The organism is Streptomyces sp. M2CJ-2 (genome assembly GCF_016757295.1).
GTDB lineage: Bacteria > Actinomycetota > Actinomycetes > Streptomycetales > Streptomycetaceae > Streptomyces.
Map to the genome: position 1 here is coordinate 59,400 of NZ_JAESIF010000015.1, position 18,664 is coordinate 78,063.

At 75.5% G+C, this 18,664-nt stretch carries 1 protein-coding gene; it reads left to right on the plus strand.

Features of this window, described 5'->3' with window-relative positions; translation table 11 throughout:
• Positions 1-43 precede the first annotated feature (43 nt).
• A complete protein-coding gene (locus JL475_RS14655; RefSeq protein WP_202278036.1) occupies positions 44-18,655 on the plus strand; it encodes a non-ribosomal peptide synthetase in 18,612 nt (6,203 codons plus the stop codon).
• Positions 18,656-18,664: the final 9 nt, after the last annotated feature.

Genomic DNA, 18,664 nt, shown 5'->3' on the forward strand with positions numbered 1-18,664 from the left:
GCCGGGTCCGCGCGTCGCCCCACGCCTGAAGGACTTCACCCTGATGACGTACCCGCATGCCCGGCGCCCCGCCGCGCCCGCTTCCGCACCGGCCGGCACGAGCCCGGCGGCCCGCGCGGACCATGCCACCCGTCCCGTCCCGCTCGGTGAGCTGTTCGCCGGGTGGGTGACGCACGACCCGCACGCCCCCGCGGTGACCGACGGCCGGCGCACCTGGTCGTACGGGGAACTCGCACGGCGGGCCGGCCGTCTCGCCGCCCACCTCGCCGGCAGCGGCGCCGGACCGGAGCAGACGGTGGCGCTGGTCCTGCCGCGCTCGATGGAACTGATCGCCGCCGAGCTGGCCGTGGCCCTGACCGGTGCCGCCTTCCTCCCCGTGGACCCCGCCTATCCGGCCGAACGGCGTGCCCTGATGCTCGCCGACGCCGCACCGGCCGTCGTCCTGGACGACCCGGACCGGGTCCGCGCGCTGACGGGCGCCGGGGACCAGGAGGAGCACCCGCCCGAGAGGCGGGTGCTCCCCGACCACGCGGCGTACGTCATCTTCACCTCCGGCTCCACCGGCACCCCCAAGGGCGTCACCGTCACCCATCGCGGCATCGGCGCCTTCGCCGCGGCCGCCGCCGAGCGGTACGCCGTCGGCCCGGGCGACCGCGTGCTGCAGTTCTCCTCGCCCAGCTTCGACGCCTCCGTACTGGAGCTGTGCATCTCCGTCCTGTCCGGCGCCCTGCTGGTCGTACCACCGGACGGGCCCTGGCTGGGCGACGAACTGGCCGCCGTCCTGGACGAACACCGCATCACCCACGCCCTCATACCGCCGGCCGCCCTCGCCACCCTGCCCGGCCCGGCGGACACCGGCGGCGCACCGCACCTGCGCACCCTGATCGTCGGGGCCGAGGCGTGCCCGGCCACGCTCGTCGACCGGTGGGCACCCGGCCGCCACATGATCAACTCCTACGGGCCGACCGAGGCCACCGTCGTCGCCACCTGGACCGGACCGCTCACCGCCGGCACCGGCACACCGGCCATCGGCAGCCCGCTGCCCGGGACCGAGGCCCACGTCCTGGACGCGGCGCTGCGCCCGGTGCCGCCCGGCACCGAGGGCGAGCTGTACGTGGGCGGCGACGGGCTGGCCCGCGGCTACCTGAACCGGCCGGGCCTGACCGCGTCCCGGTTCGTCGCCCACCCCTCCGGCCCGCCCGGCACCCGCCTCTACCGCACCGGCGACCGGGTGCGCCGCAGGCCGGACGGCGAGCTGGAGTTCCTCGGCCGGGTCGACCGGCAGGTCAAGGTGCGCGGCTTCCGCATCGAACCCGGCGAGGTCGAGGCCGCCCTGACCCGTTGCCCCGGCGTCCGTGAGGCCGTCGTCGTGGTCCGCGACGAGGAACCCGCCCGCGGCCGGCTCGTCGGCTACGTCACGCCCGCCGACCCGGCCCGCGCACCAGAGCCCGCCCGGCTGCGCGCCGCCCTCGCCGCCGCCCTGCCGGCCCACATGGTGCCCTCCGCCGTCGTCGTCCTGGACGCGCTGCCGCTCACTCCGCAGCACAAGATCGACCTGCGGGCCCTGCCCGCCCCCGGCGGCGCGCGGACCGAGGAGCACGTCGAGCCGCGCACCGGCGACGAGCGGGCCCTGGCCGCGATCTGGGCCGACGTCCTCGGCGTCGACACCGTCGGCGTCACCGACGACTTCTTCGACCTGGGCGGCGACTCGATCCTCGCCGCCCGCACCCTGACGCGGATCCGGGAAGCCCTCGGCGCCCGGCTCTCCCTGCGCGACGTGTTCACCGCACGGACCGTCGCCGCGCTCGCCCCGCTGGCCGCCGAGCCGTCCGCCGCCGCACCGCCGGACCCGATCCCCTCCGCCCCGCGCGGAAAGCCCGTCCCGCTCTCCAGCGCCCAGCGGCGCCTGTGGTTCCTCGACGACCTCACCGACGGTGGGACCGAGTACAACACCGGCGTGGCGCTGCGGCTGCGCGGCCCGCTCGACACGCCGGCCCTGCGGCGCGCCCTGGACCGGCTCGCCGCCCGCCACGACTCCCTGCGCACCACCTTCGCCACCGTCGACGGCCAGGGCGTCCAGCTGATCGCCCCCGAAGCGGTCCTCCCCCTGCGCACCTCCGACGTCGAGCACCTGCCCGCCGACCGGCAGGACGACGCCGTCGAGCGCCTGCTGACCGAGGAACTGCGCCGCCCCCACGACCTGACGACCGGGCCCCTGACCCGGGCGCTGCTCGTCCGCCGCGCACTCGAGGACCACGTCCTGCTGCTGGCCCAGCACCACATCGTCACCGACGGCTGGTCGGTCGGCGTCCTGACCCGGGACCTGACGGCGCTCTACCGCGCGGAGGCCTGCGGCGAACCGGACGGCCTTCCCCGGCCGGGCGTGCAGTACCCGGACTTCGCGCTGTGGGAGCGCGAGCGGCGCACCGGCGACGCGGGCGCCGAGGACGCCGACGACCTTGCCTACTGGAAGCGCCACCTGGCCGGCCTGCAGCAACTCGAACTGCCCACCGACCGGCCCCGGCCGGCGGTGCGCACCACCGCGGGCGCGGCACACCGCCACCACCTCCCGAAGCACCTGGTGGACCGGCTGCGGCAGCTGGCCCAGGGCCGCGGCACGACCGTCTTCACGCTGTTCGCCGGGGCGGCGGCCGTGCTGTTCTCCCGCTACTCCGGGCAGCGGGACGTGGCGTTCGGGACCGTCACCAACGGGCGGGACCGCCGCGAACTGGAGGACGTGACGGGCTTCTTCGCCAACACCGTCGTGCTGCGCGGCGAGGTCGACGACACCGTCACGGTCGACCGGTTCGTGGAGTCCGTGCGCGCGACCGTGCTGGACGCCTTCGCGCACGACGGCGTGCCGTTCGACCGGGTGGTCGAGGAACTGGCCCCGCCCAGAGACCCCAGCCGCACTCCGCTGGTGCAGGTGCTGGTGGTGCAGCAGGCGGTGCCCGTCCGGCCTCCGCTGGCGGCCGGGGCGCGGATCGAGGAGTACCCGCTGCCCCGCCCGGCCGCCCGCTTCGACCTCGTGCTGGAGTTCGCGCCGCGCGCCGAGGGCGGCTGCGAGCTGACGGTCGAGTACAACACCGACCTGTACGAGGCGGCGACCGTGGCCCGGATGAGCCGGCAGCTGCACCACCTGCTGGAAGGCATGGCGGACGGCCCGCACCGGACGCTGGCCGAACTGCCGTTGCTGTCGGACGAGGAGCGGCGCACGCTCCTCGACTCCTGGAACCCGCCCGCGCCGGCCGGTGACCACGCCGACGGCGCCACGCTCCCGGCGCTGTTCGAGGCGCAGGTGGCCAAAACCCCCGACCGGACCGCCGTGATGTGCGGTGAGACCCGGCTGGACTACGCCGGACTGAACCGGCGTGCCAACCGGCTCGCCCGGCTGCTGACGACGCACGGCGCGGGTCCGGAGTCCCTGGTGGCGCTGTGCCTGCCGCGCTCCGCCGACCTGCTGCCGGTGCTGTGGGCCGTCCTGAAGTCGGGCGCCGGATACCTGCCCGTCGACCCCGGCTACCCGGCCGAGCGGATCCGCTCCATGCTCGCCGACGCGGCCCCCGCCCTCGTCGTCGCCACCCGTGAGACCGCCCACGCGCTCCCCGACGACTGCGAGCCACTGCTCCTGGAGGACGCGCTGCTCCTGGAGGACGCCGAGCCGTCCGATGCCGGCGCCCCGGACCTGGCCACCCTGACCGCAGACCTGACCGACGCCGACCGGACCCGGCCGCTCGACCCGTCCCACCCCGCCTACGTCATCTACACCTCCGGATCCACCGGCCGCCCCAAGGGCGTGATCGTCACCCACCGCAGCGTGGCCGCGCTGGCCGCCTGGGCCGAGGAGACGTTCGGCCCGCGCGGGCTGGCGCACGTCGTCGCGTCCACCTCCCTCAACTTCGACGTGTCCGTCTTCGAGCTGCTGTGCCCCCTGACGGCCGGCGGCAGCGTCGAGGTGGTCGCCGACCTCCCGGCCCTCGCCGAGAGCCCCGGCCCTCGCCGGGCCGGACTCCTCAGTGGCGTTCCGTCCGTACTCTCCCGCGTGCTCGGCGGCGACAGCACAGTCGAGGCGGACACCGTGGTCCTGGCAGGCGAGGCCCTGCCCGCCCGGACGGTACGGGACATCAGGGACGCCATGCCCTCGGCCGAGGTGGCGAACCTCTACGGCCCGACCGAAGCCACCGTCTACGCCACCGCCTGGTTCGCCGACGGCACCGTCCCCGACCAGGCCCCGCCCATCGGCCGTCCCGTCGCCCGCACCCGCGCCTACGTGCTGGACCGCCTGCTGCGCCCCCAACCTCCGGGTGTCACAGGTGAGTTGTATCTCGGTGGCGGTGGGCTGGCCCGCGGCTACCTGCGACGCCCCGGTCTGACCGCCGCGCGCTTCACCGCCGACCCCTTCGGCGCCCCCGGCGACCGCATGTACCGCACGGGCGACCTGGTGCGCTGGAGTGCCGACGGCCGGCTCGAGTACCTCGGCCGCATCGACCAGCAGGTCAAGGTGCGCGGCTTCCGCATCGAACTGGGCGAGGTCGAGGAGGCCCTGCGCCGCTGCACGGGCGTCGCCGAGGCCGCCGCGACCGTCCGCGACGGCGACGGCCACCGCCGCCTGGCCGGATACCTCGTCCCCGTCCCCGGCGCCCGCGTGGAACCGGAGGCGGTACGCCGCGAACTCGGGCGCACCCTGCCCGACTACATGGTCCCCTCGGCCGTCATGGTGCTGCCCACCCTGCCGCTCAACCCCAACGGCAAACTGGACCGCGGCCGGCTCCCCGATCCGGCGCCGGCCGAACCCGTCACACGCCACGTCGCGCCCCGCACCCCCACCGAACGGACCCTCGCCGCCATCTGGGCCGACGTCCTGCACGTGGAGCGGGTCGGAGCGGACGACAACTTCTTCGCGCTGGGCGGCGACTCCATCCTCAGCATCCAGGTCGTGGCCCGGGCCCGGCAGGCGGGCCTCACGATCACCTCGCGGGACGTCTACCGGCACCAGACGGTCGCCGCCCTCGCCCGCCGCGCCGACGAGGAGGGAAGCCGACGGCCCGCCGCCGCGCCCGCACCCGTCGAGGCAACCGGTTCCGCGCCGCTGACACCCATCCAGCACTGGCTCTTCGACAGTGCCGCCGAGCGGGTCGGGCACTTCGGCCAGACCCTCTCGGTGAAACTGCACGCCGGCGTCGACGCGAGGGCGCTCGAAGACGCCCTCAACGACGTGATCGCCCACCACGACGCCCTGCGCTCCCGCTTCCTCACCGACGAGGCGGGCGTACGGTGGCTGATCGACGGCCCGGCCGCCCGCTGCCGCCTCGCACGCCACACCGGTCCGGACACCGACACCCCGCACCTCGGCCCCCACGACCTGCGCCACGGCCCGCTGCTGCGTGCCGTACTGCACGACCGGGGCCCCGGACGGCCGCACGTGCTGCACCTGGCCGTCCACCACCTCGTCGTCGACGGAGTCTCCTGGCGCCTGCTGCTCGAGGACCTCGACGGGGCCTACCGCGCCCGCCGCGCCGGCCGGGACGGAGCGGCGGCGCTGCCCCCGAAGTCGTCCCCGCTGCGGCACTGGGCCGATCGCCTCGCCGCGCACGCCGCCGCCGGCGGCTTCGACGAGGAGAGGGCCTACTGGACGCGGGCGACCGAAGGCGCCCGGGCCGTCCTGCCGTCGGACCGGACGGGCACCAACACCTACGCCTCACAGCGCTCGGTGACGGTACGCCTCGGCCCCGAGGACACCGACGTGCTGCTGCGCACCCTGCCCGAGACCTACCGCACCCGGGCCAACGACGTCCTGCTCGCCGCCCTGGGCCGGGTGCTGTGCGGCTGGACCGGTCACGACCGGGTGCTGGTGGACGTCGAAGGCCACGGCCGCGAGGAACTGTTCGCCGACGTCGACACCAGCCGCACCGTCGGCTGGTTCACCACCCGCCACCCCGTCGCCCTCGCCGTCCCGCCCGAGGCGCACTGGGACGCCGTGCTCAAGCAGGTCAAGGAGCAGCTGCGCGCGGTGCCCCGGCACGGCATCGGCCACGGCCTCCTGACCCTGCCGGGCCGCGACGCCACACCGCTCCCGGCGACCACCGCGCAGATCAGCTTCAACTACCTGGGCCGCTTCGGGCTCTCGGAGACCCCCGAGGGGCTGTACGGCGGGCCGTTCCGTCCGCTGGAGCTGGACGCCGACCCCTCGGCGTCACGCCCGCACGCCCTGGAGGTCGTGGGGCGGCTGGACGGCGACAGCCTGGAGTTCACCTGGTTCTACTCGGACGAGCTGCACCGGCGGGACACCGTCGCGGACCTCGCCGGACGGTTCGCCGAAGCGCTGTCCGGCCTCGCCCGCCACGCGGCCCGGCCCGGCGCCGCCGGACGCACCCCCTCCGACTTCCCGCTGGCCCGGCTCGACCAGGGCCACGTCGACCGGATCGCGGGCGAGGACCCCGCCGGCGTGGAGGACGTCCACCCCCTCACGCCCACCCAGGCCGGCATGCTCTTCCACCGGCTCTCGCAGGACGACCGCGGCGTGTACTTCCAGCAGCTGACGTTCGGCCTGGACGGCGTGGAGGACCCGGCCGTACTGGCGGACGCCTGGCAGCGGGTCACGGACCGCACGCCGGTGCTGCGCGCCCGCGTGGTGTGGCAGGACGTGCCCGAGCCGCTCCTCGTGGTGCAGCGCCACGCCGCCGTGCCGGTGGAGCACCTGGACTGGCGCGGCCTGTCCGAGGCCGAGCGGGACGAGCGGCTGCGCGCCCTGCTCGAGGGCGACCGTGCCCGCGGTGTCGACCTGACGCGCGCGCCGCTCCAGCGCCTCGTGCTGGCCAGGGTCTCCGACCGCGCGGTCCGCGTCGTGTGGTCCTTCGACCATCTGATCCTGGACGGCTGGAGCCTGTTCCAGGTCCTCTCCGACGTCTTCGCGTGCCACGCCGGCCTGGCGGGCGCCGCAGAGGTCCCGCTGCCCGACCGCCGCCCCTTCCGCGACCACGTCGCCTGGCTGCGGGACCGCGCCGACCGGGCCGAGGCCGAACGGCACTGGCGGACCCGTCTGAACGGCCTGAGCGAGGCCACCGCGCTGCCCTTCGACCGCGAACCCCGCGAGAGCCACCGCGCGGAGTCGACGCAGGCGGTACGCGTCACGGTGCCCGAGACCACCACCCGGGCACTCGAGGGCCTCGCCAGGACGGCGGGCCTGACCGTGAACACCCTCGTGCAGGGCGCCTGGGCGCTGCTGCTGAGCCGCCTGGCGGCCCGCGACGAGGTGGTCTTCGGCACCACCGTCTCCGGAAGGCCGCCCGAGCTGCCCGGGGCCGACACCATGACCGGCCTGTTCATCGCGACCCTGCCCACCCGGGTGACCGTGCCGCGGGACGAGACGCTGCTCACCTGGCTGGGCCGGCTCCAGCAGGAGCAGAGCGAGGACCGCCGCCACGACCACGTGCCGCTGCACCACATGAAGGCGTTCACCGAACTGCCCGAACGCGTCGCCCTGTTCGACAGTATCGTGGTGTTCGAGAACTACCCGGTCGACGACGGTCTCGCCGCCGCGCACGGGCTGCGGCTCAGCGGCCTGGACGGCATCGAGACCACCAACTACCCGCTCAGCCTGGTCGCCTACCCCGGCACGGTGCTCGCCCTGCGCCTCGGCTACGACCCGGACCTCTTCGACGCCGCCACCGTCGAGCGGATGGCCGAGTACCTCACCGTCCTGCTGGAGGGCTTCGCCACCGCACCTCGGAGCGTGCCCTCCCGCCTGCCCCTGCTGACGGCCGCCCGGCGTGAGCAGGTGCTCCACGCGTGGAACGACACCGCCACCGGTACCCCTGCGGCGACCACCGCGGGCCTGTTCGCCGCGCAGGTGCGGCGCACCCCCGACGCCGTCGCGCTGCTGGCCGGCGACGAGCGGCTCACCTACCGCGAACTCGACGACCGGGCCGGGGCACTGGCCGGCCGGCTGGCCGCTCTCGGGGTTCGTCCGGAGGTCCCCGTCGGCGTCCTGATGGACCGCTCGGTCGACCTCGTCGTCACCCAGGTCGCCCTCGCCCGCCTCGGCGGCGTGTACGTCCCGCTCGACGGCAGGGCGCCGCGGGAGCGGCTGCGCACGATGCTCGGCGAAGCCGGCACCGACCTGCTGCTCACGGACGGGGCCTGGGAGGAGACGGCTGCGGCCCTTCTCCCGGAAGGCCGCGTGCTGCGGCCGGACGACGACGCCGCAGCGGCCCCGGAACCCACGGCCGTGCCGCGCGTGCACCCGGACACCGTCCAGTACCTCATGTTCACGTCCGGTTCCACCGGCAACCCCAAGGGCGTGGCGGCACGGCAGCGGGACGTCGCCGCGCTCGCCCTCGACCGTGCCTTCGCCCGTCACGACCGGGTCCTCGTGCACTCCCCGCACGCCTTCGACGCCTCCACCTACGAGATGTGGGTGCCGCTGCTGCGCGGCGGCACGGCCGTGCTCGCCCCGCCGGGAGACCTGGAAGCCGCCGCCGTGCGCCACGCGATCACCGAACAGGGGGTGAGCTGCCTGTTCCTGACGGTGGGCCTGTTCCGCCTCCTCGCCCAGGAGGACCCCGCGTGCCTGACCGGCGCGCGCGAGGTGTGGACCGGCGGCGAGGCCGTGCCCGGCACCGCCGTACGGCGCGTGCTGGACGCCTGCCCGGACCTCACCGTCGTCGACGTGTACGGCCCGACCGAGACCACCGCCTTCGCCACCCGGCGGGCCTTCCGCGCCGGTGACGCGCTGCCCGCGACACTGCCCATCGGCCGCCCCCTGGACGACACCCGCGGGTACGTCCTGGACAGCGCGCTCCAGCCGCAACCACCCGGCGTTCCGGGCGAGTTGTACCTCGCGGGCGCCGGAGTGGCCCGTGGCTACACCGGACGCCCCGGCGCGACGGCGGCCCGCTACCTGGCCGACCCGTTCGGCCCGCCCGGCACACGGATGTACCGCACCGGCGACATCGTGTGCTGGAGCGCCGACGGCGAACTGCACTTCGTGGGACGCGCCGACGACCAGATCAAGATCCGCGGCTTCCGCGTCGAACCCGCCGAGATCGAGGCCCGGCTCACCGCGCACCCGGCGATCGCCGAGGCGGTGGTGTCGGTGTCGCGGCACGCGGGTCGCACACGCCTGGTCGCCCACCTGGTGCCCGCCCCCGGCGCGGCGGTGCCGCCGCCGGCCGAGCTGCGCGAGAGCCTGTCCCGCGAACTGCCCGACTACATGGTCCCGGCCGCGTTCGTCACCGTGGCTCAGCTGCCCCTGACGGCGAACGGCAAGGTCGACCGGCGACGCCTGCCCGAACCCGGCCCGGCGGTGGCGGCCGACACCGCCTACCGCGCGCCGCGCACCGAAGCCGAGCGGGTGCTCGCCGGCATCTGGGCCGAACTCCTCGGTGTGGAACGGGTCGGCGTCGACGACAACTTCTTCATGCTGGGCGGCGACTCGATCGTCAGCATCCAGGTCGTCTCCCGCGCCCGCACCGCGGGGCTCGCGCTGACCCCGAGGGACCTGTTCCGGCACCCCACGCTCGCCGCCCTGGCCACCGCCGCGACCGGCGCCGCCCAGGCCGTCGCGGGCACCGGTCCGGTGACCGGCGAGGTCGGGCTCACCCCGATCCAGCGCTGGTTCCTCGACACCGAGCCGCCGCGCCCGGAGTACTTCAACCAGTCCGTGGTCGTCGAGACGGCCCAGGACGTGGACGCCGACGCGCTGAGCGCCGCCCTGGCCGCGCTGTGGGCCCACCACGACGCCCTGCGCGCCCGCTTCACCCGCGCCGCGGACGGGACCTGGCACCAGGAGTACGCCGCCCCGGACACCGAGGGCCCCCGGCTGCTGCGGGTGCACGACCTGAACGGCCTCGACGCCGAGGCCGCAGAGGAGGCCGAGGTCCGCTTCTCCCAGGAGGCGCACACCGGCTTCCGGCTGGACACCGGCCCGCTGATCGCCGCCCGGCTGTTCACCGGCGGGAACCGGGCCGCACGCCTGCTGCTGACCGCCCATCACCTGATCGTCGATGGTGTCTCCTGGCGCGTCCTTCTGGAGGACCTGGAGACCGCCTACCGGCAGGCCCTGGCCGGCGAGCGGACACGGCTGCCGCAGCGCACGACGTCCGTGCGGGAATGGGTGCGGCGGCTCACCGGGCGCACCGGCGAGAAAGATCTCGCCGCTCAGCGCGCCCACTGGGAGACCGTGTCGCGGCACTGCGCCGACCCGCTGCCGGTGGACCTCGACGGCGGCAACACCGTCGCCGACCTGCGCGCGGTGACCGTACGCCTCGACCGCCGACGGACCGACGACCTCCTGCGCAGGGTTCCCGGCGTCTACCGCACCCGCATCGACGACGTCCTGCTGACCGCCCTCGGCCGTGTGCTGGCCGACTGGACCGGCCGCGGCACCGTCGCCGTGGGACTGGAGGGACACGGCCGCGAGGACCGGCTCTTCGACGACCTCGACCTGTCCCGCACGGTCGGCTGGTTCACCAGCCTCTTCCCGGTCGCCCTCGAACTGCCCGAGGGGGACTGGGGCGCCGCACTGAAGTCCGTGAAGGAGCAGCTGCGGGCCGTACCCGACCGGGGCGTCGGCTACGGCGCCCTGCGCCACCTGGCGGGCGACGAGCGGCTCGCCGCCGCACCACTGCCCGGCATCAGCTTCAACTACCTGGGCCGGTTCGACTGGTCGGCCGACGGCGGCGCGCTGGTCCGGGCCGTTCCCGGCGGCCTGGGCGGCGCCGAGGACCCCGGGGCGCCGCGTGCGCACCTGCTGGACGTGGTGGCCCGGGTGGAGGACGACGAACTGGAGATCACCTGGCACTACAGCGGCGGACGCCACCGCGAGGAGACGGTCGCCTCTCTCGCCGGGGGCATGCTGCGGTCACTGGAGGAGATCGTCGCGCACTGCGCCGCCCCGCACGCCGGCGGCCGCACGCCCTCGGACTTCCCGCTGGCCCGGCTCGACCAGGCCGCCGTCGACCGGCTCGCGGGAGACGGACGCACGGTCGAGGACGTGTACCCGCTGACGCCGATGCAGGCGGGCATGCTGTTCCACAGCCTCATGGACCCCCAGGCCCGCACCTACGTGAACCAGGTGCAGGTGGTGCTGTGCGGCGTCACCGACCCGCACGCGCTCGCCGAGGCGTGGCAGCGCACGGCGGACGCGAACCCGATCCTGCGCACCCGCCTGGTGTGGCAGGAGACCGCCGAACCCCTCCAGGTGGTGGAGCGGCGGGCCGTCGTGGCCGTCACCCACCACGACTGGTCCGGCCGGCCCGCCGAGCGGTGCGCGCGGGACATGGAGTCGCTGCTCGACGCGGACCGGCGGGCCGGGATCGACCTCGGCGCGGCCCCGCTCATGCGGCTCGCGCTGATCCGGCTGGCACCGGACCGGGTGCGCATGGTGTGGACGTTCCACCACGTCCTGCTCGACGGCTGGAGCGCGGCCCAGGTGTTCGACGAGGTGTGCGAGCGGTACGCGGCCCTGACCGCCGGACACCGCCCGCAGATGCCCGACCGGGCGCCCTTCGCCGACTACCTGCGGTGGCTGGCCGCCCAGGACACCGGCCGCGCGGAGCGCCACTGGCGCGAGGCCCTCGCCGGGTTCGCCGTCCCCACCGAACTGCCCCGTGACCGGCGTCCCGCCGAGGCCCACCGCACGTCCTCCTCGGGAACGGTCCGGGTGGCCCTCGGTCAGGAGGTGTCGGCGCGGCTGAAGGAGACCGCGCAGCGGGCCGGGCTGACCGTCAACACGGTGCTCCAGGGCGCTTGGGGGTTGCTGCTGCACCACTACGGAGGCGGGGACGACGTCGTCTTCGGCACGACCGTGTCCGGCCGCCCGGCCGAACTGCCCGGCGTGACCTCCATGGTGGGCCTGTTCATCAACACCCTGCCCACCCGGCTGCGGATCGACGGTGGGCGCCCCCTGCTGGAATGGCTGCGCGAGGTGCAGGCCGCCCAGTCGGAGGCCCGGCGCCACGACTTCGTCTCCCTCGCCCAGCTGCAGACCTGGAGCGAGGTGCCCGGCGGCACCAACCTGTTCGACAGCATCGTCGTCTTCGAGAACTACCCGTTCGACGAAGGCGCCCTGGCCCGGCACGGGCTCGCCGTCGAGCAGGAACGCGACCTGGAGCCGACCAACTACCCGCTCAGCGTGGTCGTCGCCCCCGGCGACGACGTGACGGTGTCCCTCGACTACGACCCGGCGGCCTTCGACGCCGCCACCGTCGAAGGGCTCGGCGCGAGCCTGCGCACCCTGCTGACACGGATCGCCGACGGCGCCGACCACCGCCTGGCCGACCTGCCGGCGCTCGAGGCGGACGACGGACGCCGCCTGCTGGACCGGCTCGCGGGACCGGTGGCGGGGCTGCCGCACCGCACCCTCCCGGACGCCTTCGCGGCGCAGGCCGCCCGCACCCCCGACGCCCCGGCCGTGACCGCCGGCGCCGAGCACCTCACGTACCGGCAGCTCGACGAGCGCGCCAACCGGCTGGCCCGCCTCCTGATCGAGGCCGGGGCCGGACCGGAGCGCTTCGTCGCGCTGGCCCTGCCCCGCACCGCCGACCTGATCGTGGCGCTCCTCGCGGTCCTCAAGAGCGGCGCCGCCTACCTTCCGGTCGACCCCGGTCATCCGGCGGAGCGCATCGCGTTCCTCCTCGAGGACGTGCGGCCCGACGCGGTGATCACCTGCGCGGAGACCTCCGCGCGGCTGCCGGACGGTCCGTACACGCGGATCGCCCTGGACGACGCGGCCTGCGCCGGGCGTCTGGCCGCCGCGTCCGCCGACCCCGTCGGTGACGGCGAGCGGCACGGCAGGCTGCTGCCGGACCACCCGGCCTACGTCATCCACACCTCCGGCTCCACCGGCCGGCCCAAGGGCGTCGTCGTCTCCCACGCCTCGGTGGTGGCGCTGACCGACTGGGCCGCCGCCGAGTTCACCGGCCGCGGGCTCTCCCACGTGGTGGCCTCCACGTCGCTCACCTTCGACGTGTCGGTGTTCGAGATCCTCTCGCCGCTGCTGGCGGGCGGCCACGTCGAGGTCGTCCGCGACCTGCTGGCCCTCGCCGAACGGTCCGAGCCGTGGCGTGCCGGACTGCTCAGCGCCGTCCCCTCCGCCCTGGGCCGCCTGCTGGCCGAGGACACCGTGCACGTCACGGCCGACACCGTCGTCCTGGCCGGCGAGGCACTGCCCGCCCGCGCCGTCCGCCAGGTGCGCGCGGCGATCCCCGGCTGCCGGGTCATGAACATCTACGGCCCCACCGAGGCCACCGTCTACGCCACCGCGTTCACCTGCGACCCGGCGGACCCCGACCGGGTCCCGCCCATCGGCCGGCCCGTCGGCGGCGCCCGCGCCTACGTCCTCGACGCCCGCCTGCGCCCCGTGCCCGTCGGGGCGCCCGGCGAGCTGTACCTCGCCGGGACCGGCGTGGCCCGCGGCTACCTGAACCGGCCGGGCCTGACCGCGTCCCGTTTCCTCGCCGACCCCTTCGGCCCGTCCGGCAGCCGCATGTACCGCACCGGCGACCTGGTCCGCTGGACGGCCGACGGCGACCTGCTGTACCTCGGCCGGACCGACGACCAGGTGAAGGTGCGCGGCTTCCGCATCGAGCTCGGCGAGGTGGAGGCCGCGCTGGCCCGGCACCCGCAGGTGGCCGCGGCCGCCGCCCGGGTCGTGGAACACGACGGCCACAAGCGCCTCGTGGGCTACGCCGTGCCCCGCGGCGGCGCCGCCCCGGCACCGGCCGACCTGCGGGCCTTCCTCACCCGGACGCTGCCCGACCACCTGGTCCCGGCGGTCGTGGTGGAGCTGGAGCGACTGCCGCTGGGCGCCACCGGCAAGCTGGACCGGCGCGCCCTGCCCGAACCGGTGTGGTCGGCCGCCGCCACCACGGGGGGCACCCGGCCGCCGCGCACCGCCACCGAGCGGACGCTCGCCGCGATCTGGTCCGAGGTGCTGGGCGTGGCCGACGTGGGCGCGACGGACAACTACTTCGCGCTCGGCGGCGACTCCATCCTCGGCATCCAGATCGTCTCCGCCGCCCGCCGGGCCGGACTCGCGCTGACCCCCCGGCACCTCTTCCAGCACCAGACGGTCGCCGAACTGGCCACGGCGGTCGAGGAGTTCCCGGCCGCGACGGTCAGCGCCGAACAGGGCCCGGTCGTCGGAGACGTCCCCCTCACGCCCGTACAGCACTGGCTGTTCGACACCCTCACCGGCGACCCGGCCCGCTTCACCCAGGCGGTCTCCTTCGAGCTGGCGTCCGACACCGACGAGACGCTGCTGCGCGCCGCCCTCGCGGCGGTACTGGAGCAGCACGACGCGCTGCGCATGCGCTACGAACCGGCCGGCGACGGACGGTGGCGCCAGTACGGCACCCCGCCCGGCGCCGCGCCGCACCTCGAGGTGCACGACACCCCCGAGGCGCCGGACACCGTGGCCGCCGACCTGTGCTCCGGATTCGACCTGACAGGGGGGCCGTTGCTCAAGGCCGCCCTGTGCCGCCCGGACGACCACCGGCCGCCCGTCCTGCTGCTGGCCGCCCACCACCTGGTCGTCGACGCGGTGTCCTGGCGCGTGATCCTGGAGGACCTCGACGCCGCCCACCGGGCGCTGCGCGCCGGTGCCACGCCCGACCCGGGGGCGAAGACGACCTCCTTCCGCACCTGGGCCCGGCGCCTGGCCGAGCACACCGCCGACGGCGGCTTCGACGACGAGATCGCGTACTGGAGCGGCCTGCGCCCCACCGACCTGCCGACCGACCTCACCGGCGGCAACACCGCCGCCCACGAGGAGACCGTGACGGTGAGCCTGGGCGACGAGGACACCCGCCGGCTCCTGAAGGACGTGCCCGACGCCTACCGCACCCGCGTCAACGACGTCCTGCTGTGCGCCCTCGGCCGGGTCCTGGCCCGCTGGACGGGACAGGACCGGGTGGTCATCACGCTGGAGGGCCACGGCCGCGAGGACCTCTTCGACGACGTCGACCTCGCCCGTACCGTCGGCTGGTTCACCACCGTGTTCCCCGTGGGCCTCGACGTGCCCCGCGACGCCGACCTCAAGACCGCGCTGAAGACGGTCAAGGAGAACCTCCGGGCCGTGCCCCGCGGGGGAGTGGGCTACGGCGCGCTGCGCCACCTGCACCCCACGGCGGGAGGTGAGCTGCCCGGCCTGCCGCAGGTGGGCTTCAACTACCTGGGGCAGCAGGACTGGACCGCGACCGAGGGCGGTCTGCTGCACGCGCCCCACGGCGGGCTGACCGGCGGCATGGACCGCTCGGCGGACCGGCCGCACCTCATCGACGTCCTCGGCCGGGTCACTGACAAGCGGCTGGAGTTCACCTGGTCGTACTCCCGGCAGGTGCACCGGCACGACACCGTCGCACGCCTCGCCGAGGAGACGGCGGAGGAACTGCGGCGGATCGTCCGGCACTGCGCCGAACCGGGCGCGGGCGGCCGCACCCCGTCGGACTTCCCGCTGGCCGCCCTGGACCAGGCGGCCGTCGACCGGCTCGTCGGCGACGGACGCGACGTGACGGACGCCTACCCCCTCACCCCCACGCAGACCGGCATGGTCGTGCACGGCATGGACGAGCCCGGCGAGGGCCTGTACGTCGAGCAGATCACCTTCGTCGCGGACGGCGTGCGCGAGCCCCGGCTGCTGGCGGCGGCCTGGCAGCACGTCGTGGACCGCACGCCCGTGCTGCGGACCGCGGTGGCCCTGGGCGAGGTCCCGGCCCCCCTCCAGACCGTGCACCGCCGCGTCACCCTGCCCGTCACCGAACTCGACTGGAGCGGCCTGGACCCGGCGCGGCGGGACACCGAACTCGGGCGGCTGCTCGACGAGGACCGCGCCCGCGGCATCGCCCTGGACCGCCCCCCGCTGCTGCGCGTCACCCTGATCCGGCTCGGCCCCGACGAGGTGCGCGTGGTGTGGACCTTCCACCACGTCCTGCTGGACGGGTGGAGCGTCTTCCACGTGCTGTCGGACGTGACGGCCGCGCACGCCGCGCTCGCTGCCGGCGGCGAGCCGCGGCTGCCGCAGCGGCGGCCCTTCGCGGACTACGCCGCCTGGCTGGCCGGCCGGGACACCGCCGTAGCCGAGGAACACTGGAAGGCCGCCCTCGCCGACTACGCCGCGCCCACCCCGCTGCCGTACGACCGCAGGCCCGCCCCGGGCGCCGCCGCCCGGTCGGGAACCTGGCTGTCCCAGCGGCTCGGCGCCGAGCGCACGGCCCGGCTGACGGACTTCGCCCGCCGCCACCGGCTCACCCTCAACACGCTGGTGCAGGGCGCCTGGGCGCTGCTGCTGGCGCGCTTCAGCGGCGAGCGGGAGGTGTGCTTCGGCACCACCGTCTCCGGTCGGCCCGCCGACCTGCCGGGCGCCGACACGATCACCGGCCTGTTCATCACCACCCTGCCCGCGCGGGTCACCGTGGACGAGTCCACGCCCTGCGCCGCATGGCTGCGGGAGCTGCAGGCCGCCCGCGCGGAGGACCGGCGCTTCGACCACGTGCCGCTGACGGACCTCCACCAGTGGAGCGAACTGCCCCCCGGAACCTCCCTGTTCGACAGCCTGCTGGTCTTCGAGAACTATCCCGTAGGCGACGCCACGGCCGGCGCGCACGGCGTGCACATCCGGGACCTCGACGCCCGCGAGGCCACCAACTACCCGCTCACCGTGGTGATCTCGCCCGGCGACGAGCTGAGCGTGGAACTCGGCTACGACCCGAGGTACTTCGAGGAGACCACGGCCCGCGCCCTGGCCGCCCGGCTGATGCACACCCTGACCGCCCTGGCCGCATCCGGGGACCGGGCGCCGTTGCACGCGGTCGAGGTGCTGCCGCCCGGTGAACGGCACAGGCTGCTGCACGGCCCCGTACGCCCGCAGCTGCCGCCGGTGTCCCCGGCGCCGCTGCCCGCGCTGATCGAATCCGCGGCCGACCGGTGGCCCGACCGAACGGCCCTCGACACGGGGGAGTCGCTGCTGACCTTCGGCGAGGCGGAGGCGCACGCCAACCGGCTGGCGCACCGGCTCATCGCACGCGGGGCCGGGCCCGGCGACATCGTCGCGTTGGTCCTGCCGCGCTCGGCGGACATGGTCCTCGCCCAGCTCGCCGTGACCAAGGCGGGCGCCGCCTTCCTCCCGGTGGACCCCGGCTACCCGGCCGAACGGATCGCGCTGATGCTGCGCGACGCGGACCCCGCCCTCACCCTCACCGCCGAGGAGGTCGCCGGCCTGCTCGCCGCGCCGCCCGACGGCACACCCGGCCACCGGCCCACCGACACCGACCGCGTCCGCCCCCTCCACCTCGACGACCCGGCGTACGTCATCCACACCTCCGGCTCCACCGGCACCCCCAAGGGCGTCGTCGTCACCCACCGCGGGCTGGCCGGCTTCGCCGCCGCCGAGGCCGCGCACTACCAGGTCCGCGCCTCGGACCGCGTCCTGGCCTTCGCCACGCCCAGCTTCGACGCCTCCGTGCTGGAGCTGTGCATGTCCCTGCCGAACGGCGCGACCCTCGTCCTACCGCCGCCCGGCCCGCTGCTCGGCACCGAGCTGGCCGACTTCCTGCGCACCGCGCGCATCACGCACACCCTGCTGCCGCCCGCGGCGCTCGCCACCCTCCCGCCGGACACCCCCGGCACCCTGCCGGACCTGCGCACCCTGATCGTTGGCGCGGACGCCTGCCGGGCCGAACTGGTCACCCGGTGGGCACCGCACCACCGCATGGTCAACTCCTACGGCCCCACCGAGGCGACCGTCGTCGCCACCTGGTCCGACCGGCTGGAACCGGACGGCACCGCGCCGCCCATCGGCCGCCCGCTGCCCGCCACCGGCGCCTACGTCCTCGACGCACGTCTGCGCCCCGTCCCCGACGGCGCGCCCGGCGAACTGTGGCTCGCCGGACCGGCCCTGGCCCGCGGCTACCTGGGACGCCCCGGCCTGACGGCGACCCGCTTCACCGCCGACCCGTTCGGGCCGCCCGGCAGCCGCATGTACCGCACCGGCGACCTGGTCCGGCGCGACACCAGCGGCGAACTGCACCACCTCGGACGCACCGACCACCAGCTCAAGCTGCGCGGCCACCGCATCGAGGCCGGCGAGGTGGAGGCGACCCTGGTACGCCACCCGGCGGTGCTGGACGCCGTGGTGAGCATCCGGGAGGACGAACCGGGGCTGCCGCGCCTGGTGGCCCACCTGCTCGTCGCACCCGGCGCCGAGCCGCCCGCCGGCACGGAACTGCGGGCCTTCGCCGCCCGCACCCTGCCCGGCCCCATGGTGCCCTCGGCGTTCGTGACGCTGGACCGGTTCCCGCTCACGGAGAACGGCAAGACCGACCGGGCCGCGCTGCCCGCGCCCGGCCCTCGGACACAGGAACCGGCCGCCGGGCACGTGCCGCCCCGCACGCCCACCGAGGAGGCCGTCGCCGCGCTGTGGGGGGAGGTCCTGGGGACCACCGTGGGCGCCGAGGACGACTTCTTCGCCCTGGGCGGCGACTCCCTGCGCGCCCTGCTCATCGCCTCCCGCGCGGGCGACACCTTCGGCGTGACCCTCACGCCCCGCGACGTCCTGGTCCACCGCACCGTCGCCGCCCTGGCGGACCTGGTGGAGGAACAGGTGCTGAGCGAACTCGAAGACGCCGCACGCGGCGACAGCGACCACGAAGAACGGTGAGGACCGGAC

Coding starts and splice junctions, on each gene's coding strand:
- JL475_RS14655 (WP_202278036.1), top strand. CDS start 44: ATGACGTACCCGCATGCCCGGCGCCCCGCCGCGCCCGCTTCCGCACCG.